General features: G+C 60.3%; 14 protein-coding genes and 2 pseudogenes. 4 read left to right on the top strand and 12 right to left on the bottom strand.

The features are described 5' to 3' along the window. Window positions 1-100: 100 nt before the first annotated feature. The 3 genes from JL39_RS03755 to JL39_RS03745 all read left to right on the top strand — a co-directional run bounded on the left by JL39_RS03755 (window position 101) and on the right by JL39_RS03745 (window position 5,244). Complete coding sequence (locus tag JL39_RS03755; RefSeq protein ID WP_037146401.1) at window positions 101-589, top strand: (2Fe-2S)-binding protein; 489 nt, start codon at window positions 101-103, stop codon at window positions 587-589. Further along, entirely contained in the window at window positions 582-3,998 is a 3,417-nt protein-coding gene (locus JL39_RS03750; RefSeq protein WP_037146399.1) for a molybdopterin cofactor-binding domain-containing protein, read from the top strand. The genes JL39_RS03755 and JL39_RS03750 overlap by 8 nt, the downstream gene beginning before the upstream one ends. A 100-nt stretch (window positions 3,999-4,098) precedes the next feature. Next, entirely contained in the window at window positions 4,099-5,244 is a 1,146-nt protein-coding gene (locus JL39_RS03745; protein ID WP_037146397.1) for an FAD-dependent monooxygenase, read from the top strand. Between the two features lie 267 nt (window positions 5,245-5,511). Here JL39_RS03745 and JL39_RS32395 read toward each other — a convergent pair whose 3' ends face one another. From JL39_RS32395 to JL39_RS03695, 10 genes and pseudogenes are all read right to left on the bottom strand, one after another. Beyond that, the gene (locus JL39_RS32395; protein WP_037146395.1) at window positions 5,512-6,159 is read right to left on the bottom strand and encodes a hypothetical protein; all 648 of its coding nucleotides are present in this window, start codon (window positions 6,157-6,159) and stop codon (window positions 5,512-5,514) included. Window positions 6,160-6,270: 111 nt separating this feature from the next. Then, window positions 6,271-7,581, bottom strand: coding sequence for a hypothetical protein (locus JL39_RS03735; protein ID WP_037146393.1), 1,311 nt, complete (start codon window positions 7,579-7,581; stop codon window positions 6,271-6,273). Between the two features lie 102 nt (window positions 7,582-7,683). Continuing rightward, a complete protein-coding gene (locus JL39_RS30435) occupies window positions 7,684-11,157 on the bottom strand; it encodes a c-type cytochrome (RefSeq protein ID WP_052182647.1) in 3,474 nt (1,157 codons plus the stop codon). Window positions 11,158-11,173: 16 nt separating this feature from the next. Further along, a complete protein-coding gene (locus tag JL39_RS03725) occupies window positions 11,174-12,445 on the bottom strand; it encodes a ferredoxin reductase family protein (protein ID WP_052182646.1) in 1,272 nt (423 codons plus the stop codon). Between the two features lie 61 nt (window positions 12,446-12,506). Further along, a complete protein-coding gene (locus JL39_RS03720; RefSeq protein WP_037146391.1) occupies window positions 12,507-13,148 on the bottom strand; it encodes an OmpA family protein in 642 nt (213 codons plus the stop codon). A gap of 26 nt (window positions 13,149-13,174) precedes the next feature. Further along, window positions 13,175-14,626 (bottom strand): caspase family protein, encoded by a 1,452-nt coding sequence (locus tag JL39_RS30430; protein WP_052182645.1) that lies wholly within the window; start codon window positions 14,624-14,626, stop codon window positions 13,175-13,177. Window positions 14,627-14,636: 10 nt separating this feature from the next. After that, window positions 14,637-15,764 carry a hypothetical protein gene (locus JL39_RS03710; RefSeq protein WP_037146390.1) on the bottom strand — a complete coding sequence of 376 codons (1,128 nt, stop codon included), beginning with the start codon at window positions 15,762-15,764 and terminating at the stop codon, window positions 14,637-14,639. A gap of 279 nt (window positions 15,765-16,043) precedes the next feature. Continuing rightward, window positions 16,044-16,340, bottom strand: a pseudogene (locus JL39_RS30425) (DDE-type integrase/transposase/recombinase); the annotation flags it as partial. Between the two features lie 91 nt (window positions 16,341-16,431). Further along, a complete protein-coding gene (locus JL39_RS03700) occupies window positions 16,432-17,562 on the bottom strand; it encodes a hypothetical protein (RefSeq protein WP_037146388.1) in 1,131 nt (376 codons plus the stop codon). A 127-nt stretch (window positions 17,563-17,689) separates the two neighbouring features. Further along, window positions 17,690-18,619: a HEPN domain-containing protein gene (locus tag JL39_RS03695; RefSeq protein WP_037146386.1), complete on the bottom strand. Its 930-nt coding sequence runs from the start codon at window positions 18,617-18,619 to the stop codon at window positions 17,690-17,692. A gap of 103 nt (window positions 18,620-18,722) precedes the next feature. On the opposite strand from JL39_RS03695, the pseudogene glnQ reads away from it, so the two are divergent. Beyond that, window positions 18,723-18,884 (top strand): annotated as a pseudogene (gene glnQ, locus JL39_RS32390) (glutamine ABC transporter ATP-binding protein GlnQ); the annotation flags it as partial. A gap of 282 nt (window positions 18,885-19,166) precedes the next feature. Here the strand turns inward: glnQ and JL39_RS03690 are convergent. Continuing rightward, complete coding sequence (locus JL39_RS03690) at window positions 19,167-19,784, bottom strand: RES family NAD+ phosphorylase (protein ID WP_037146384.1); 618 nt, start codon at window positions 19,782-19,784, stop codon at window positions 19,167-19,169. Continuing rightward, window positions 19,785-20,447 carry a hypothetical protein gene (locus JL39_RS03685; protein WP_037146383.1) on the bottom strand — a complete coding sequence of 221 codons (663 nt, stop codon included), beginning with the start codon at window positions 20,445-20,447 and terminating at the stop codon, window positions 19,785-19,787. It abuts the gene before it with no gap. Between the last annotated feature and the right edge of the window lie 476 nt (window positions 20,448-20,923).

Genomic DNA, 20,923 nt, shown 5'->3' with positions numbered 1-20,923 from the left:
GGTTAGGCAAATTTATCCTTATTGGCAACAAAAATCATTTGCATACAAACAAATTTTCTGCTGTATTCCTGATAAGGGTCAAAAAAGCCCAGAGGGAACCATGACGAATACGCTCGAGCTGACCGTAAACGGGACAGCGCGCCTTCTTTCCTATGTGGGCGATCGAACACTCCTCGACATCCTGAGGAACGAACTGAGTCTCAAGGGAGCCAAATATGGTTGCGGAAAGGCACAGTGCGGTGCGTGCACGGTGCTTGTCGATGGCCTGCCCGCCCGCGCATGCGTCTTGCGCGCCAGGCGCACCGTCGGTCGACAGATCACGACATTGGAAGGTCTTGCAAATCCATCCAGCGGCGATCTTTCTCCCGTGCAGCGGGCTTTCCTCGAATGTGAGGGCGCACAATGCGGTTATTGCCTGAACGGCATGGTGATGACCGCAACGGCGCTGCTCGAAACCAACCCCTCGCCGACGCGTGACGAGATCCGCAATGCCTTGCGCCACAACCTTTGTCGGTGCGGCACCCATCTGGAGATCATTGCATCCGTCGAGCGTGCCGCAGAACTGATGCGGGAGCATCGGCATGACTGAGGCTCTGCAACCGGGTTGTCTGTCCGTCCATGATGACTTGCCCTCAGGCGTCGCGGTCTTTCTGCAATTGGATCATCACGGCCACGCTATCGGCTACAACGGCCATGTCGATCTCGGCACCGGGATCGAGACGGCGCTTTCTCAAATCGTCGCCGAGGAACTCGATCTCCCCTTGAACGCCGTGCGCATGGTTCTAGGCGACACCGCACGAGCGCCGGATCAAGGGCCGACCATTGCATCCGAAACGATCCAGATTGCCGCGATCCCATTGCGTATTGCTGCCGCGCAGGCCCGTCTTTTTCTCGTCCATGAAGCGGCGCGCCGCTTCAACGCGCCGGCTGTTGGCATCGTTACCGAAAACGGACGCCTGTGCTGGCAGGAAAAGTCCTGCAGCTATGGCGACCTGATAACCGGTGAGACGATTTCGCTGAAGCTCGACCGCAGCATCGCGGTCAAGGCTCCGGCGGACTACCACATTGTCGGGCAGAAAGCAGGTCGGCGCGACCTTTCCGACAAACTGCGCGGCCTCCATCCCTATATCCATGACCTGGATATTCCCGGCATGGTGCATGGCCACGTCATTCGCCCGCCTTATGCCGGTCGCGACAGCGGCGCCTTCATCGGACGCAGTCTCATCAGTTACGACGAGGCGGCCGTACGAGACCTTCCCGGCTTCATTGCCATCGTCCGGCAAAGCGACTTTCTGGGCGTGGTTGCCGAACGCGCCGACCAGGCACGGGCAATTGCAGAGATCTTGCCGACGCAGTGGCACATGCCGCCTGAGATACCTGACATGGCGGACCTGCGGCGGGCACTCAAGGAACACCCTTCCAAGCCGCGCAACCTTGACCGGTCCGGCAACTTCGCTCAGGCAATCCAGGAATGCGAGGTTGCCCGCGAACGCACCTATGTCTGGCCTTACCACGAGCACGGATCGATCGGCCCTTCCTGCGCGGTGGCAGATTGGAACGATGGTGCGCCGGTCGTCTGGTCCGGCACACAGAACCCGCATATGCTACGTGGCGATCTGGCCGTCCTGTCGGATCTTGCTCCTGACAATATCGAAATCCGCCGTTATCAGGCCGCCGGCTGTTATGGCCGCAATTGCGCCGACGATGTCTGCGGTGACGCGCTGCTTCTGTCGCGAGCAGCCGGACGGCCTGTCCGGGTTCAGTTGACCCGTGCGCAGGAACATCTGTGGGAGCCTAAAGGCGCCGCGCAGCTGATGGAGGTTCATGGAGGACTGAAGTCCGGCTCGCTGCATGCCTACGCTTTCGACAGCTGGTATCCGTCAAATCGGGGACCCAATCTTGCCTTGCTTCTGACCGGGCGCATCACCCCTGAACCACGCGCGTCCGACATGGGCGACAGGACTATCATTCCGCCATATCGCGTGCCCAACAAACGCATCACCGTTCATGACATGGCGCCGATTGTCCGCGCGGCCTGGATGCGTGGCGTTTCAGCACTGCCCAACACCTTCGCGCACGAGAGTTTCATCGACGAGATGGCCTTCGAAGCGGGGGAAGATCCCGTTGCCTTTCGCCTTCGCCACCTCGACAATCCCCGCGAAGCAGAGCTTGTACGCCGCACCGCGCAGCAGGCCGGCTGGGAAGAACATAGCGGGCCGCGTTTGCGTCGTGAGGGTCGTATGGCCTTTGGCCAGGGATTTGCCTTCGCGACCTATGTTCATGGCACCTTTCCCGGCACCGCGGCGGCTTCCGCAGCCTGGGTGGTGGATGTCGCCGTCGACACGCAAACCGGTGAGGTCACACTGTCGCGCCTTGTTATCGGGCAGGACCAGGGTCTGGTCATCAACCCTGATGGCGTGCGGCAGCAAATCCACGGCAATGCCCTTCAGACAGCCAGTCGCGTGTTGCTCGAGGAAGTCACTTTCGACGAGATTTCGCCCACCGCGCAAAGCTGGGCGAGCTATCCGATCCAGACCTTCCCGGCCGTGCCGGATATCGAGACCATGCTGATCGCCCGGCCTGAAGACCCGCCGCTCGGCGTGGGAGAAAGTGCCGCCGTGCCCAGTGCTGCGGCGATTGCCAATGCCATTTTCGATGCAACGGGCGTGCGCATGCGGGAGGTTCCGTTCACGCCGGAGAAAATACGCGCAGCGTTGGCGTCAGCTGGCACAACTCCCCTGCTTGCGGCTGGCCCGGCGAAACCTGGAACAAAACCGGGAACGGCGTTCAAGAAGCGCCTCGGGTTTGGAACCGTGCTTGGCGGCCTGTTGACCCTTGGCGCCCTCTCGATCCCGCTGCACCGGGCCATTGCCCCGTCGACGCCTCTCTCACCAGGCATCTTTTCGCAGGCGACACTGGACCGTGGGCGGCAGGTGTTTTCCCTCGGCAACTGTGCAAGTTGCCATACCGCAATGGATGGAGCGGCCAATGCCGGCGGTCGGGCGATTGAAACGCCTTTCGGCACCGTCTGGAGCACGAACCTCACGCCTGACCCCGACACCGGGCTTGGCCGGTGGAGTTATGAGGCCTTCGAACGCGCCATGCGCCATGGCATCAGCCGCGACGGACACAATCTTTATCCGGCCTTTCCGTACACGTCTTTCGCCAGGATCACGGCTGACGACATGTTGGCGCTTTATGCCTATCTGCAGACACTGGAGCCAGTGCGGCAGGAAACGCCGAAGGCGCAGATGATCGCGCCGACGAACCTGCGGCCAGCGCTGGCGGCCTGGAATCTCCTCTATCACGACGCGTCGCCTTTCGCTGCAAATCCGGCCCGCGATGATCAATGGAACCGGGGCAAATATCTGGTGGAAGCGGCCGGGCATTGTTCGGCCTGCCACGCGCCGCGCAATGCGGCAGGTGCCGAACTGCCTCAGTTGTCGAGCGCGATGATCAAGGGTTGGTATGCTCCAGCGCTGGCCGGACTTGAAGCGGGCGCCCACGGCTGGAACGAGCATACGTTGTTCGGTTACCTCAGGCACGGCCACTCCGGGACGGCAACCGCATCGGGACCGATGGCGGAGATCGCCGCCAGTCTAACCGCCCTGCCCGATGACGATATCCGCGCCATGGCGCATTATCTGGCCTCGCAGATCGAAACCCCGGCCCTGCCACAACCTGCAGCAGTGGCAACCCCGCCGCTTCCCCCGCCAGGCGTGGCAAGCCGGATATACGAAAGCGCCTGCGCAGTCTGCCATGAGCCCGCCATCGCCGGAACGGTGACGGCAGCGCTTGGATCGCTTGCACAGTCGGCCGCCTTGCGCGCGCCGGGCCCCGAGGCGGTGTTTACGGTTCTCGACGAGGGCCTTCGTGCACCAGACGCACTGGAACTGCGCGACATGCCCTCCTTCAAGCAGGAATTGACCAGCGCCGAAAAGCAGGCGCTTGCAGCCTATCTGCGCCAGCGTTTCGCGCCGAACCTTCCACCCTGGTGATGAAAGCGGCCCCTGTTTGACCGGATAGCCCAACAGGGATTCCAGAAAACCACATCCAATATCATTCGTATACAAACAAATTGAACTGAAAGGACAAACGATGACCACCCCTGGCGAAAAAATCGAAATCGCCGTGATCGGTGCCGGACTGGGCGGTGCGGCAGCCGCAGCACTTCTGACACAAGCAGGTTTTGACGTGCACTCCTTCGAGCAGGCACCTGTCTTTGCCCGGATCGGTGCCGGCATTCACATCGGCCCCAACGTCATGAAGATTTTCCGCAGGATGGGGCTGGAAAAACGCCTCGAGGAGATAGGCGCCCATCCGGATTTCTGGTTTTCGCGTGATGGAAATACCGGCGAATATATGTCGCGCATTCCGCTCGGCGATTATGGCCGGCGTGAATATGGCGCATCCTATATCACCATCCACCGCGGCGACATGCATGCAGAGCAGGTCGCAATCCTCGACAAGGACCGCCTGCATTTCGATCACCGCCTTACCGCGATCGAGGAGCGTGACAGCGACGTTCTCTTAGGCTTCGACAATGGGCGCCAGATTTCGGCAGGCCTCGTCGTTGGCGCCGACGGTATCAACTCGATCATCCGCGAAATGTTGCTTGGCCCGGAAAAGCCGCGCTTTTCGGGATGGATCGGCCACCGCGCCATCCTCGACATCGACAAGCTGCGGGCTTCGGGACTTGAATTCGAAACCTGCGTCAAATGGTGGTGGGAAGCCTCACGCCACCTCATGGCCTATGCCACGAAGGGCAACGGCGAGGAATACTATTACGTCACCGGCGTGCCCGTCGATGGATGGCAACATGAAACCAGCTTCGTCGACAGTTCACGCGAGGAGATGGAAGCGATCTTCGGCAGTTCGCATCCCATGGTTCAGGCCCTGATCGATGCCACAGAAACCGTCACCAAATGGCCCTTCTGGAACCGCGCCCCCCTCAACCTGTGGAGCCGGGGCCGTCTGGTGATGCTCGGCGACGCCTGCCATCCCATGCGTCCACACATGGCGCAGGGCGCCTGTATGGCCATTGAGGATGCCGCCATCCTGACACGATGCCTGAAAGAGAGCGGGCTTGCGGGTTACGCGGACGCCTTCTCCCTGTACGAGGTCACGCGACGCGAGCGGGCAACAAAGGTGCAGACCATCTCCAACGCCAACACCTGGCTGAAGCAGCCGGAAGACCCAGCCTGGGTTTACGGTTATGACGCAACCACGGCGCCACTCGGCTGACCCTATACAGGGAGAGCAGGCCTGCTGGAGAGGCCGGCAATGTTGTTTTACGCCGGCCGACATGCATGGATGTCGGACTCCCATGCCCTTTCACTTACCAGTCAAGACGCCGGCAGCGGAGCTATGCACGGTTCGCGAAAAGTTATGCAACAAAATTCGAGACGCGCTGCGGCTCTCGATGGCGACCGGCACGCCCGCCGAACCTCAACCCTTATGCAACCATCGGGTCAATCGCCTGGGCTCGGGCTCCACGGCTCTGAATCCAAGTTAACATTCACGCTGCGATAATTCTGTAATGTTAAGGGTTTCTGCCGGCTTTGTTTCGTCTGAGCATGATGCTGCGCTTGTCCTTATTGCTTCTGGCCTGTTGATGGCGAAGTGGCGGACGATGGCCATGCCGGCGGGGTCATGTCCGGTTCGAGATGGGGCTGCATCCTCTTGAAGGTCAAGTCGAGTACCCAATGGAGCGAGTTCTCGAGTGCCCAATGTCGCCAGGAGCATGCGGTTTGCAACAAGGCCTTTGCGGACTATTCCAGCAGACGCGTGCCCGATCGTCGATCGCAAAACCGGTAAGGTCCGCGAGACGGAACTGTTCGCGGCGTGCTCGGCGCGTCGTGTCAAACGAAGCGAAGAATTGACCTGCCTGAGGTAGTTGCGCTTCCTGCCTTCTATGAGCGTCCCGCATTCCGTCATCTCGTCCTGGATGAGTCGCAGCGTGCCGGAAATGTCAGGTAGATTGCCGAGACCCGCTATCGTGAACAGGCGATCGACCCCCTGCCTGGCAAAGGGAATACCGGACGGAGGCGGAATGTCGATGTCATAGCGCTTCTGGTTGCGCCAGAGATCGATCGCCTGGGCGTTCTGGGTGGCGAGCAGAGAGCCGACAAGCACGGCAACACATGATAATAGCTTCATTGATATCCGTTTTCCCCACAGTTCGCTTTGGCTCGTGATGACGGCTGCCCCACGGGACACGCCGCTCGCCCGGACAATCGCATGATTGCCGCGGCCGGTGTCGCATGACGTTCAGTTTTCTTCCTCGCCGCCCTCCCAGACGTCGATGCTGCTGCAGGCCATGCGGCCGGCCGGATTGTCGTTGCTCGCAACCTTCTTCTTGCCTGTCGGCTTCTTTGGCTTCTGTTGGTCGGCGCGGCTGGCTTTAGACAGATCGAAGGGCTCATAGGCTACCGCCACAGGTATCATCGGAATGTCTCCGAGCCCGTCTATCCGCCAGAGAGAGAGATCGCGGACGACCTTTGCGCGATCTTCGGGGCGGATCCAGCAGCCGACCCACCAGTGATAGCGCAGCGGTCGGCAATCACGTTCGGGATCGCCCTTCAGGAAGCACTTAGGCAGGTCACGTGCCCGGCTCTCCACGGAAGAGCGATCGACCTCACGACCGGAGATCGGATCGTAGTAATGCGGGAAATAGAATGCGAACTGGCTGAGAATCGTGGCGGGGCTTCTCCACGCCTTTTCGGAGACAGAGGCGCGCGGATCGTAGGCGGTATTGAAGACATTCGAGAGATAAAGCTGGAAAGCGCCATAGCCGGCATTGCCTTCATGGCCGTGGGACAGAGCTTCGACCAGATGACGCCTGTTGGTCGATGACATGCCGCGCTTCCTGAGGACCGCATCGGCGCGCTCGAGCGCAGCGTAGAACTTCGGAAGCTGCTTAAGCTCGTTGTTCGTGAGGTCTACGGTCGAGGTGGTCTGCCCGATGAAAGGCCTGTTCGTCCTTTTGTCCATCAGGGTACACAGTCCCTGTTGGAAACGACTGGGAACGCACTTCACGCCGCCTGTGCCTTGCCCGTTTGTCGCCGCTTCCGGCGCCGGCGCATCGGAAGACCGATGACGTCTCTTTTTCAGTGAGGCTATAATCGGAGCGGCGAGCTTGGCCATTGCGGCGGAGGAACTCTCCGCGTAGCGGAAATGGAGTGCTGCGAAACAGCTGCACACGTCGATCCAGAGATAGTGCGACGTCATCATCTGGCCGTCGAATGGGTTCTTGAGCGTCACCGAGCAGGCTAACTGGCTCAATGAACGATCCGAAGCGACCGTATATCCGTCCTTCCGGCGATTGCCTTGCCGCTCCTCGATCAGGTCAGCGCATGTGTCGTATCGGTCCTGAATAAGCCGCAGGTTGACATCGATCCCGTCTGCGGAAAACACCCTGTCGACGCCTGCCTCATGGAATTTGAGGCCGTCGGGCGTCTTCACATCGATCTCATAGCGCGTCGAATTGCGATACATATCGAGCGCTTGCGCACCGCTGTAACAGGCTCCGAAAAGGAGCGCGGTCAGACCAAGCAAGCAGATCAGGCCCGGATGTCTCATTTGTTCTTCCTTTCCGGGCCTTCTTCGTCAAGCCGGCGCAGAACCGATCCCGCGCCGCGCACTTGAGCCTGCTGCCCACCTCGTGGCGATGCCCTCGTTCAATCACCTCACATCGAATGTCACCGCATTCAGCGCGCTGTCGCCGGCGGGGCGCGCGGCCTTTTCCGCTGCCTCGATGATCAGGCCGCGCTTCAGCGGCTGGAAATGCTCGCGGGCAAACTTGAGCGCCTGGTGTGCCGAAAGCCGGTCGGCGCCAAGTCCCCCCTCCTTGCAAAACGCGAGCATGGTCTCGCCAAGCCCCGGTTCGTCGAAGCGCAATTGCAGGCCCGACCCCGGATAGGGGATCTGCCGTCTTTCGCCGGCCTCCAGGAATACAGGCCCGAGAACGCCAGCCGGCAGTTCCTCGATGTTCTTGTTGACCTCCACGTAAAGGATCTGCAGCTCGCAGCGCCTGTTGGCGCTGACGGAGAAAGTCAGGAGATCGTTCACATGAACCTTCACCTCGGGAACGGACAGTTCCAGCCTCAGGGCGCCGGATGCCTTAGCGGGCGCCTGCATCGGCCGGTAGGCTTCGGTCGCGGCAGGCGTAAAGGGTGCGGACGCCTTCTTGGTGATGGCGGCAAAGGCCTGCTCAACCAGATCGTCGTCGCTGCCGGCGGTGGCGACGTCGTCATGGACGAACGCCACCTCATGCGCTTGCAGCGGCGCAACATCGGTGAGGCGCGGCAGCAGCGCCGCCCAGTATTCCTCGTATTGCTCGCGCGTCAGGAGCAGCCCGCCGTCAAACTTGGAGAGCCAGTCGGCGACAACCTGGTAGAGAACCGGATCGCCGAGCGAGATCGCCCGCTCGCGGAAGGTTTGGGGATCCAGCCCGAATTCACGCGACACCATGTCGAGATCGAGATTGTCGAAGAAGCGGTCGGCCATAAAGGTGACGATCTCGCCGCCACCGGCAGAGGTGGGCGCCTGCAGGCTGACCGGACGCCCCGCCGCACTCGGCTGCACGGCGTCGAGCGCCGTAAGTGCCGTGATGAAGCGGTCTGAATCCTGCTTGTAGCGCGCGTCGATGGTGGCCTGGTCGGGATAGAGCTGCAGCAGGATGTCCCGCTGGTCCCGGTCGAACAGCGTGCTGGTCTCGACAAACCGGCGCACCTCGTCGCGCTTGCTGATGATGCCGTTCTCGTGGCAATCGAAGCACGAACGCGCATTGACGATGTCCACCCCCTTGCCGATCTCCTTCTTGCGGAAGGACACGATCGAGGTCGGCCCGACGAGCAACCGGTCACCGGCCGCGGTCGACAGGTAATAGCCCTGCATGCCGTTGGCGAGGCTGAAGATCATCTCGCCGCCGTCATGCTCGAAGGCCTTGGTCCTCGAAGGCGTCGGGCTGATCCAGGCCGGTCCGTCGGGATGGGCAAGCAGTGACTGGCGCTCGCTGCTGCCGGCAAAGTCGTAGGATTTCCAGTAGTAGCCGCCAGCCCCCAATTCGTGTCGCTCAAGCATGCGGTTGTGGTCGGACACGCCGGAGGCTCCGGCCGAGAAGCCGGCGCGTTCCACCCGCATGCTGCGGATATTGTGGTCGGCATTGATGCCCAGCCGGCTCTCGAGGTCGGCGATCTGCGGCGGCAGCCGCAGCAGCATGTCGTAATACGGCGCCTCCGAGGCGAAACGGACGAACCAGTCGGCCCGCATGATCGGCACCAGGTCGTCGGCGCTGGTGGCGATCGCCTTCAGCAACGGATCGGTCTGCGGATCGACAGCATAGGGATAGCGGCGAGCCAGCCGCGCCCAGGCGTCTGCGGTGAAGCCGGCGGCCTCCGCTCCACGTGTATAGACCCCGCGGGTCAGCGCCTGCCAGTCCTCGCCGGTCCAGCCGTAGTTCCTGATATCGATGCGCACCAATGCGCCGTCGGTGCCGGCAACTGGCTCCACCTTGGAAAGCGACTGCGCCCGCGAGACAGAGTTGACGAACTTGTTGAGCGCGGCGTGGAACGCGTGCACGGGATTGGCATTGTCGATGTCGGCGCAATCGACTGGCGGCAGCGGGAATTCCGCTAGCGAGAAATATCGGGTGAAGACGCGGTCCGCCTCGCGCAGGCCGTTCATGTCCTGCAGAGCCGCCAGGTGCAGCTCCGCGGGCGGCCCACCGATGAAGCGCGGCAGGATAGCAGCGGCTTGAGGCTCGCTCCGTGTGGGCGCGGCGGCAGCCGCTTCGGCCGGCCTGTCCTGGCCGAGCTGACGGATCCAGTCGGCCAGCGTCGTCAGTTCCTCAGGAGTCATCTTCTGGCCGATCGGCATGCGGTTGCCAGCAATCGATTCGTAAAGGCGCGAGGCATCGGGATCGCCGGGCACCACGACGTCGCCGTCACGCGCCATGTCGGCGAGATCACCGGTCAGAAAGCTCTTCTGGTAGGTTGTCCCGGGTCCATGGCAGCTGCGGCAGTGCTTGTCGATGACACTGTCGGCACGCGAGGCCAGTTCCGGATCGACAGCGGTGGAGAGCTTTGCCGCCGGCCTGACGGCTGAGGCCGCAGCCGATGCCGTTTCGGCGGAACAGAAGGCGGCGATGCGCTGCTGGAGGTCACCAGAGCCCGCCGCTCCCTGTCCTGTCGCATCCGAGCCCGCCGCTGGCTGGGCATCGGCGACGACGACCGGCACTGCCGCGGCCTTGTCCGTAATCGTCGCGACATCGACGAATTTGCCTGACAGATAGGCATAGATGGCCGCCCGGTCGTCCAGGGAGAGTTGTGCCGTTTCGGCGGCGATGCGCCGCATCGAGGCGCGTGCCATCGGCGAACCTCTCAGCTTGTGCGCTTCGGCGAGAACGCCGACGATGAATTCCTGCGGCTCGTATTCGGCAAGCCGCGCCGCCGAGATATCAGGGGCATAGTCGCCGAATATGCCGGTCTCGCCCTCAAACGGACGGGCCTCGTCGAATTCGTGCGACAGGCCGAAACCCGCCTTGCGCGGCGTATGACACTGGGCGCAGTGGCCAGCGCCCTCGACAAGATACTGGCCGCGCGCCATCTGCGCGTTCTGCTGTGGTGGCGGCAGCGCTACGCTTTCCGTCGACCAGAGCTTCAGCAGGCGCGCATTGAGGAAATTCACCTCATGCGGCCGCGAACCGGCATCGCTTTTCGGCAGCGTGGCGATATAACCCCTGATGTCGAGCACGTCCTCCGGCTTCATTCTGGAATAGAAGGCATAAGGAAAGGCGACGCCGTAATAGCTGTCGCCTTCCGGCGAGGTACCGTGGATGACGGCATTCAGATAATCGCTGTTGCTCCAGCCGCCGACCCCCGCCTCGCTGTCCTCGGTGATATTGGGCGCATAGAGATTGCCGAATTTCGTCTCGATCCGCATGCCGCCGCCGAGGATGGTCGGATCGCCGTCCACGCCGTGGCAGCTGGCGCAGGACGAGGCATGAAACAGCGTTTCACCGTTGGCGAGATCCGGTTCGTAGTCGTTGAACTGGCCAGCCGCAAACAGATCCGCCGCGAGAGTTGGCACGGCTGCGCAAAGCATCGTAGCCAGGGCGGCACCAAATATGGTGGCATGACGGTTCGATCGCTTCATCAGTCGTTTCCTCGTTTCAACGGAACTCGAATTTTTCGAAATGGATGCCCTGCGGTTGCTCTCCCAGCCGGCGCAGGTCGCGCGTGATGGCCTGGCGCAGCAGTGCCGGCCCGCAAAAACAGACGTCAGATCCCCGGATCGGAAAGGGCACCGCCTTCAATAGCGCTTCGGCATTCATGCGTCCGTCTCGCTTGCTGGCATGAACATGATAGGTGAAACCCTCGGCGCGTTCGGAAATCGCTTGCAGCCGCTCCTGCCCCACGGCATCTTCCGGTGTCGGCACGCAATGGATCAGCGCGATGGACTTGCCGTTGCCATCGCCAAGGCTTTCGGCCCAGGCAAGAAACGGCGTGATGCCGATCCCGCCGGCAAGCCAGACCTGCCTCTCTCCGAAGCGGTTGAGATCGAAACAGCCATAGCCGCCCTCGACCATGGCGCGGTCACCGACCGCGACGGTATCGCGCAGCCTGCGGGTAAAATCGCCCGCCGGGCCGATCGAAAACTGCAGGCTGCCATCCTCGCCGATGGCTGACACGGTGAAGGGATGCGGCTCGCGCAGCCCGCCGCGACGGATCGAGAGGAAGGCGAATCCACCGGGCCTCACCCTGATGCCGCGGCCGACCGGCCTCAGGCCGATCACCGTGGCGCGCGGCAGTTTCTCGACCGAGACGACCTCGTAGCGCCACCGGCGCAGCCAGGCGAGCACCTGCGTGAAGACGAAGCTGACGACGCCGATAAAAGCCATCAGCGTCAGATAGCTGGAGATCATCGCATTGGCGCTGAACGGCACCTTGACGAAGAACTGGTGGAAAGCGATCGCCATGAAAGCCACGCCCAGCAGGCGATGGCTGACACGCCAGAACTGGTAAGGAATTTCGAAGGGCAGTCTGGGCAGCCGCTTCAGCGCGCTGATGACGAGCAGCGTGGCAAGCACCGGGAAGGTGTAGCTGGCGACATCGACCGAGAGCTTGGCGAGTTCATTGCCGGCGATCAGTCCGTCGAGGCGCATGCCGACATATTTGTGCGGCAGGATCAGCAGGAAGACCGAGATGCCGATCCACTTATGTGCGAAATAGATCCGGTCGAGCCCGCCGATCAGCCGCTCCAGCCCGCGCGGCCGTGCAGCGAGAAACAGGTTCACCGCCATCAGGCAGAAGGCAATGACGCCGCACGAAAGCGCAAGGAAGTTGCGCGCGTCGAGATGCCCCGCCGCCTCGAACAGCAGGAACAACGGCAGGACTGCTCCCAGCAGCAGCAGGATGGCGTGGGCGAGCACCGGCCGGGTCATCCGGGGCGCCCTCCGATGGCGCTCCGGCGACAGCGCGCGCAGAGGGGGCGGTCCGCCGTCATCAATATGCACCGAGATTGATGACTTCGACGCGACGGTTCTCGTCGGCATCGGGATGGTGCGGGTTCTTCAGCCGCTCTTCGCCGTAGCCGATCGCGATCAGCCTGTGCCCGTCGATCGGAAAATGATCGATCAGATAGTCGCGCACGGCAGCGGCACGCTCTTCCGACAGGTCCAGATTATAGGCATCGCCGCCCGCCGCATCGGTATGCCCGTTGAGGACGACGCGCGATTGCACGAGCGCCGGATGATTGAGCGCCGTGCCGAGCTTGACCAGGTCAGGGATCGAATCCTCGTCGATGCGCGCGGAATCATAGGCAAAATGGATCTCGAGATTGATCTTCGGCAGGTCCTTCTCGGCAACGATCTCATCGAGTTTCGCCTTGGCCTCGACCTTCAGCCCGCGGGCCGGCAGCGAGCGCAGGAAGTCCCTGTCCTCCGCATCCATGGAAGGCGTCGCCGGGGCAGGCTTACCGATCACCAGCGAGCGAGTGTTGGCTTTCGGTTTGCGCGCCAGCCCCTCGATCATCTGGTCGGCCGAAAGCGACTGCGCCGCGGCAAAGCCGGGACCAAACGCAACGCCAGCGACCGCGGCAAGCGTAATGATCCGCGCCGATCCCAACGCGCCAGTCTTCCGCTTCATCGTTCTCTCCATGGCAACACCCGTGGTCAATTCAGATCGTAATGGGGAATGGTTTCCAGCAGCGACAGACGGTCGAGCGTCTCCAGCGTGGCGCCGTTCAGCGCCAGTCCCTCGGCCTTCTGGAATTCCTCCAGGGCGCGCTTGGAGCCCGAGCCGAAGTCACCGTCGATCTTGCCGTTGTAATAGCCGGCGGTCTTGAGCGCGCTCTGCAGGCGCTCGAATTCCTTCTGATGGAAAAGCACCGAAAAGTCCTGGTTGCGAAGCGCCACCTTCGACAGCCGGTAGCCAAGCCCGGCCGCGTGCTTCAGCAGGCGCACGCCCTCGACGAAGTCCTGGCCGGTGCCCTGTCCGTTGATATACATGACGCCGAGCGTGCTGTAGGCCGGCACATAGCCGAGATCGGAGGAGCGGCGATAATATTCGACGGCTCTGCCGTATTCGCTTGCCGCATCATAGGCGCGACCGAGATTGTGCAAAAAGCGCGGATGCTCGGGTTCGGCTTCCAGGGCCTCCTGGCAGGCGGCGATGGCGCGCGCAGGCTTGATGGAATCGAATTCGACGCCTGGAATGCCCACCTGGTTATAGGGCGCGATGGCAAAATAATCGCAATCCGACGGCTGCGGACGGGAGAAATAGACCTCGTCCGTCAGCCGCACGATATATTCCGGGCGTTGCAGGCCCGCTGTTTCCCGCATCACGTTGGCCGCCGCCGTCCTGAACATCTGGCCGACTTCTATTCCGGGGCGCACGAGCTGTTCGGAAAGGGCTGCGGTATAGGGACTGTTGGCGCCCTCGCCATCGGTGGCCGTGGTGCCGGCAGCAGCGGAAAAGGCGATGATCGAACCGTAGGTATTGAAGCCTTCGTGCTCCTCGACATGCGTCACTGCATCGGCCTCAACCACTGCAAGGCCTCGACCGATGCGGTCTTCCCCATCCCCCCGGAGCGCATCCTCGAACGGATTGTTGCGGCAGGCATCCAGCACCACGATCTTGGTCTTGGCCAACCTGTCCATGTCGTTGACGATCGAACTGAGGCTGATCAGCTGCGGCCCGATATCTTTTATCGTCGTCAAGGCGGCATCGGTCGGCACCAGATAGTTCGTGCTGTCGACCTGGATCGCATGGCCGGCATAAAAGAACACTGCGATATCGGCGCCGTCGAGCTTCTGCACGAACTCGACCATGGCGGCCTGCAACTGCGCACGGTCAGGATCATTGACCGCGATCACGTCAAAACGTAGTCCGGACAGGGCCTTACCGATGATGCCGGCATCATTGACCGGGTTGGCCAGCGCCGGCACGTTGACGTAATCGGAAATACCAATCACCAGGGCGACACGCTTGCCTGCATCCTGGAACAGGTTGGTCTGGGCTTTCGCCCCGGCCGGCAAAAGGGCAAGGAACAATGCAAGCAATGCCGCAACCGCCGGCATCGAAAATGCGCTGATGCGCCCTGCGGGAACCTGCAGTTTGTTCAAGACCCCTCCCTCACTTCAACAGCCGTGCGGGGATGGGCGTCCCGTCCCGTTGAAGGGTCTCCCGCCAGTCCTTGTCGTTGCAATATTCGACGTCCTGCTTGACCGCGAGTTTCTGCGTCGGCAGCTGCACGGTCTTTTCCATGCTGTCGCCGACACCGACCAGCATCGGCAGATCACCTCGAGGTTCCCACCAGCACAGGTCACCAAACTTGGCGTAGCTCTGGCCGTCTTGCCCCTGCCCTTCATAGGTGCAGGCATATTTCCAGCCTTCGGTCATCCGGCACCCCATCTCCTGATGAAAATTCACCTGACAATCGCGCCAGTATTTTCCATTCTGGTAGCAGGTGGAAACATGCGACGCGAAATCCTGCGGACTTGCCTTGTAGAGCGGATACCCGGTCTCCACGTCGAACCCCCAGTCGGGCGTCGCCACGTCACGCGCCTTCAGCGCGCTCACACTCACTCCATAAAGATCGGCAATGATCTCAGCGTAACGGTCGCTCAGCTGTCGCGAACCAACCAGGATGTCGACGCTGTCATCAAGGATCTTGAACACCAGTTCCGCGCGGAAACCCCGTTCCTTGAAGATCTGGAAGGCTTCGACCCAGTCCTTGTTGATCTCGAGGTCAACGTTCAGCCGTTCGAGCGGGATAGGCTTGTCGGGCGAATAGCGCAAAGCCAGGCGCAGCGGCGTCAAGTCGGGTATATCCTCGGCGCCCTGCTTAACCGCCAGATGATAGGCGACATAGCAGTCGCACATATCGAGCCAGATATACCGCGAATCGATGAAGCTGTAGTCTCCGCCGCCATTGTTGCCGAGACTGAGCATGCATTCCTTCTTCGACCCACCCTTGATGGCGTCGGAGATATAGCCACGGTGATACCAGGCGGAATCGCGTTCAGAGACCAGCTGGTTGCAATCGGCATAGTCGTCCTGGATGAGCCGCATGCTGATATCGACACCCTTCACATGTGCCTTGCGGTCGATGCCTTTGCCGGTGAACGTGGCGCCATCAGGCAGCGGCGTGAAAATGTCGTAGACCTTGCCGTTGCGCTCCAGCTCAACCGCAAGGCCGTCGCCCGTCAATGTAGTCCAGGCTGCAAAACCGAAGAAGAACGCACCGAGAAGAAACCGCATACTCTTCCCTTGCGTGCTGGCCGTCATTCCTTACCTCATAAATCGACACTTGCCTCAATAAGTTATTTCGGCTTTCATGAATTCCGCTTCACCCATTTGGGGGGTCTGTCGCAAAATTTTGAAGGGGCGCAGAAACGGCTTTCGCTGGGCACGGTTGTGCAGCGAGCGTGGCAAATTGCTGAAATGCCGATTGTCCACTGGTTGGATTGCTGGTTGCGGATCATATGCGCCACTTCGATGCCATCCAATGTTACTGACGCGGATCGGAGGGATTTGAAGCTTTCCGAATTTGTCGACAGCGCGGTAGAAATAAGCCCACTTGCCTTTGACCTGAAATAGGTCTCGCCCATTCGCCAGGGATTGCTGGTCGTGGATTTTCGTCGATGAGCGCGGCCGGCAATCAAGGACGAATAGTTTACCAACCCCTCTGTTCACTGCGGCGTGGTCAGCGGCAACGCCGCGCTCAGCCATAATCCCTTCCAGATCACGATAGGCCACGGCGTATCTGACGTAGAAAAACACCGCATACAGGACCACGTCTTTCGGGTAGTGGCTGCCTTTGAAATCGACCGTGATCGGGATCAGCAATACCTGCTCGTCTTCAACCCAGATCTATGGCACGACCGTACAGGTTGCAATTCCACCGAAAGGTTTGCGACAATCCCCGTCATTCCCGTGTCCGGCGGATGTCTTTGCGACTTGCGCCCATGTTTCGATAACGCTCGAAGGCACGGAAAAGCTTCTTCTGTGTCTGCAGACCCATTTTTGCTAACGCCGACTTCAGTTGCTGCTGAACCGTCGAAAGACCGACATGCCTTGTTCTTGCATGCTCGGACAGGGATACGGAATTGAGCGAGGCATGCACCGCCGATGCCTCTGCGGAGGTAATACCGTACGGCGCACAGAACGCGAGGACATCTTCGAACTTGATATCGAACGGATGATTTAACTCCACGATTGAAATCGCTTCGTATCCGGAAGCGCGAAGGGCTCCATCCCGGTAGCGGGGGAATACATCGTGCACAGAGACCATATAGGCTGTCCCGAGATCGGGCAGTTGCAGAAGCATCGCTTGGCTACGGTCCCTAGCTTGGTCCTCCACCGCCGCGAGTCTCCGATCGAGGGTGCTGTCTCGGCAGCGCAACCGCCCGCCGCTTATCGAGAACAGCCCCTGCTCGATCAGGCGCTGCGCAGCGTCGTTCACGTGCACGACAGTGCCTGACCTCGTCAAAACGAGGCCATTGGCGAGGAGATCCAGCGATCCGCGGGAGTGATCGCGAGAGAGTTTCAGTTCATTGTGCAGGGCAGTGATCTGGAAAGCACCGAGGAGGTGCCGCGACAGCATCCCCAGCATGCTTCTCTGGCGGTTATCGAACTCCAACGAAGGAGAGGCAGTGGAAATGCCGAACCATCCGATATGCCCGTCAATACAGAGGTTGGCGCCGCTGATGTTGTACACTTCATGGCGAGGCAGAAGTTCCTGATGTATGGGACTGGACCGGGACTCGCTGGCGGATACGTATTCTCTTTCGTCGGCGAACACCCCGAGGGGACGTGCCATGACGCGCGGTACCCGGAAGTCTTCGGCAGCGTACTCCTTTAAATACTCTTGAGCGAACCCGCTTTCGTCCCTCGAGAAGAGGCTGAGAATCTCGGATTCGGAATTCATCTGACTCAATAGCAGATGAACCGCGTGACCTCCTGCGATAGCAGCAACGTCTCGGGCCACCGATGTCCAATATTCCGGTTCGCGAGCGGCGTTGTAAATCTCATGAATAACTGAATCCAATCTATCCATAAACGCTCGCTTTATTCATTTCACGCCTCAGGCGAATACATCCCGTCCAACAACCCAATCAGCGCAACCAAACCGCTATCGACGCGATAATTATTTATCAACGGGCCCTAACGCAGACGATGCAGGTTTAGTCGAGGGTTTCGCGGCAGATCATCTGAACAAGTTCCTGCAGTTTTCTGGCCCGCTCGACTAACCACTCCAGTTCCTCAGCTTCGATTGCGTAGCTCGGTGAGTATCGCGCCTCGACGTAAGCGCGCGACAGCAACTCAAAGCGGCGGCGCGCGATACGAGTGTCACGAGGCCAAGCGGCGATTAGCCTTTTATCAAGCTCCTCGGATTTTGACCGCAGGGTTTTAAGGCGATGAGATTTTGCACTGTAAAGGGTCAGGACCTCAAGTGCGCAATGATAGAGCGCCTCGACTGTCTGGTGTAAAAGAAACGCCGAATAGTTTTCATGTCCCTTCCTCAACGCAGATCTAGCCGTCGTCGATGCATCGACCAATTTCATCCATTTCGCGTAGTGCTGTTTCGCCTCGGCAAGACGTTCTTCCTTGGTCAACACCTTTGGCTCAGCGAGAGGATTACGATTGTCTGCATATAAGACTTTGCCGTCTCTTGCGATATCCACAAAGAAGGGCCGCCCACGCGACAGTTGATCGTTAACATCCTGAAGGCTATGCACGATTGGTACGACTGGCGTCTCAATCCGGTGGCCTATCTGCTCCTGCAAGAACCTTTCTTCCAGCGCAAGCCACAATTCCTGTTCCTGAGCAAAACTCTCTGAATTGACGACGATTAGAATGTCATAGTCGGAGCGATACCCGCTCAGTCTATCCTCGACCCAGTCACCACGGGCATAGGATCCGAAAAGAATGACCTTGAGGATTTTCCCACTGGCTTTCTTAGCTGATTGTTTGGCCGACCTGAACTGTTCGATCTCAAAGAAGATGATCTCCAGCGCGCGGGCGAGCTCGCGCCGTTTGTTGGCCGGCAAATAGTCAAGAACATCAGTCAGGGTCAAAGCCGCATCAAAGCCTTCGATAGGATTCGAATCCATAGTAGCGGTTAGCCCCATACAACGCATGCCTACAATTTAGCGAGTGCGGCGGCGAAACACAACCGTCAGGACCCCGTGGCCAGGGCGAGCCCGTGCATGACCCATGATCGTGGTAACGCATGAAAAGGGTTTCGCACGAAAGGTTGCAGATCGCGTCTTCTTCATGGAAGCGGGCGAGGTCATAGAGGTTAAAGAGCCCGATGCATTCTTCGACGCTCCGGAGCATGACAGCACGCGGCGGTTTCTGACGAACATCATGCACTAGAGCTCTTGCGGTGACGGTACATGCAGAAGAATGCCAAGCCGCGGGAAACTGTTGCGGCTGTCGGTTACGGGCGTAACGCTATATTCGGGCGGCAGCAGCGCCAGCTTCGTGGTGTCGGGAATTCGGTTTCGAAAGGACGGAACGCTGGGAAAGCTGCAGGAAACGCTGAATTTGTCTTTTACCGACGAGAGACAAACTCAAAAGTGAGAGCATCAGTGCCTGACGAACGCAGCCCCCAAAGCAGAGCCGTGATTCACGACAGGCGCTCAAACCAAGAGCACTTTAAGGAAAATCGACCAGACTCACACGGAGGTCATTGATGACCGCGGCGAGCCCTGGTGCGCCGATCAACGGCACGACCCGGGCTGGCGCCAGCTTGGAGACGGCACGCCCGAAGACGGCGATATTCGTATGGCCGTTCAGGCGAGATGGATAGATGATGCCGTCGGGAAGCGACTGGTGCTCGTGGAACGCAAGCGCCCAGGAGCGCGCAAGGCTCTGACGCGAGGATTTCGCCACGTCAGTTGGCACCCCCATCCTGATGGCGTGATCGTTACGTAGGTCAACAAGGCTGAGGTCTGCGACCGTCTCGATCTCAGCGTAGCGCCGCGCGTGGATTTCTTTTTCCTCAATCGGAAGATCGCCCATAAGACCGTCGCGGCGATCACGCAGGACCGCCTCAAGGAAACAGACCTTGAGTGTTTCGCCAAGATAGAGAACGCCAAAACGCTTCGTCGCGTCACGCCGGCGCGGATCGCTGAAACGGCTCGCCGTCTTTCCAAATCCCAGCGGGTCCGGAAAGGCGCTTCCGTAGATCCGGCCAAAGCGACGCCCTGAAGGGATCGTTTCGATATCGAGCGGCTGACGCTCGAAACCGGCAGGCGGCTTGAGACCCGCCATTTAGCGAAAGTCACCGCGGGCAATGCCCTCGGCTGCGGCGACCACGTCGCTATCCTGGCCCCGCTTCAAGGCGTCGAGCCCGGTACGACCGTCAAGCGCGCCGTGGGGCGAAACAAGGAAGCGGTAAACGGCCCAGGCACCCGCCAGGATCTCGTGCAATTTTGGAAGCGCCGCATAGGGCCGGCCGTCCTGATCGAGCTGCCAGGCCGGGAAACGGAACCCTCGCTTGGCGCCATCCAGGCCGAGCACCTGGCCGTTTTGGCGCTTTGTATTGACCGTGACCCGCGAAACGCCAAGAAGATCGGAAAAGGCCTCGGCGCTCAGCATGTCGTCCTCGCTGAGGATTTCCGCAACGCGGCGACGGCCGCGCTCTCGTGCGTCGGACAGGGCTGCCTTCAGTTCGTCATCCGGTTCGCCAGCCTCTTCGGCCGGAAACGCACTGTCGCCAACCAGTGGGTCTTCCTCGACAATCGAAATTGTCTGCGCTCCGGCGCGCGGATCCACGACGACGCGGAAACTCACCTGATGGCCAGCCTTTTGGCTCAGCTGCACCGCCTTGGTATACTGATTGAGCAACGCTTTTTCGAAATCGGCCTTGCGGGGCAGCTTCATCGATAGCGCGATATTTGGGGTTTCGGTTGCTGTCGTTTTCGTGACGGGCATGACAATCCACCTTTCGAAAATAATGTAGCCAGTCGTTGTCGGCTCGTCAAGTTCGTTAAATTCGTAAAGGCAATCGACCGACCTATCCAGACCAGTGTGTTTCCCAGAAAGCCTACCGCCTTGAACGGAGCTGAACCTTCGACCCTCCGACAACGCTGCCTAACATCTTGGATTATCTACGTTTGTTACTCGATCAGATATTTTTCCATTCTACTGCATTGTGTTCCGGCCATTCCAAGAGGTCACGCCCCTCGTTTGGAATGGAAGCATACGAATCGTGTCAGTCAGCCAGCAGGGTATCAGAAGATCTGACGCCACAAGCTCGACAAGGCGCTAGTCGCCGTCCGACGTGCAGATTCACGATGTATGCACTTTGCGTCCGTTTCAGACCACGGGCTAACAGCGGGGATTGCGCACCTCGACTGTCCCGAACACTGTTCGGATCCGGCGCGCCGTGTAGTCCTTGACCGGTCGGG

Origin of the sequence: Rhizobium sp. YS-1r, assembly GCF_000757525.1 — a bacterium.
Taxonomy (GTDB): domain Bacteria; phylum Pseudomonadota; class Alphaproteobacteria; order Rhizobiales; family Rhizobiaceae; genus Neorhizobium; species Neorhizobium petrolearium.
Note: the sequence above shows the minus strand (reverse complement) of the source record. Positions and strands in the feature narration are given on the sequence as shown.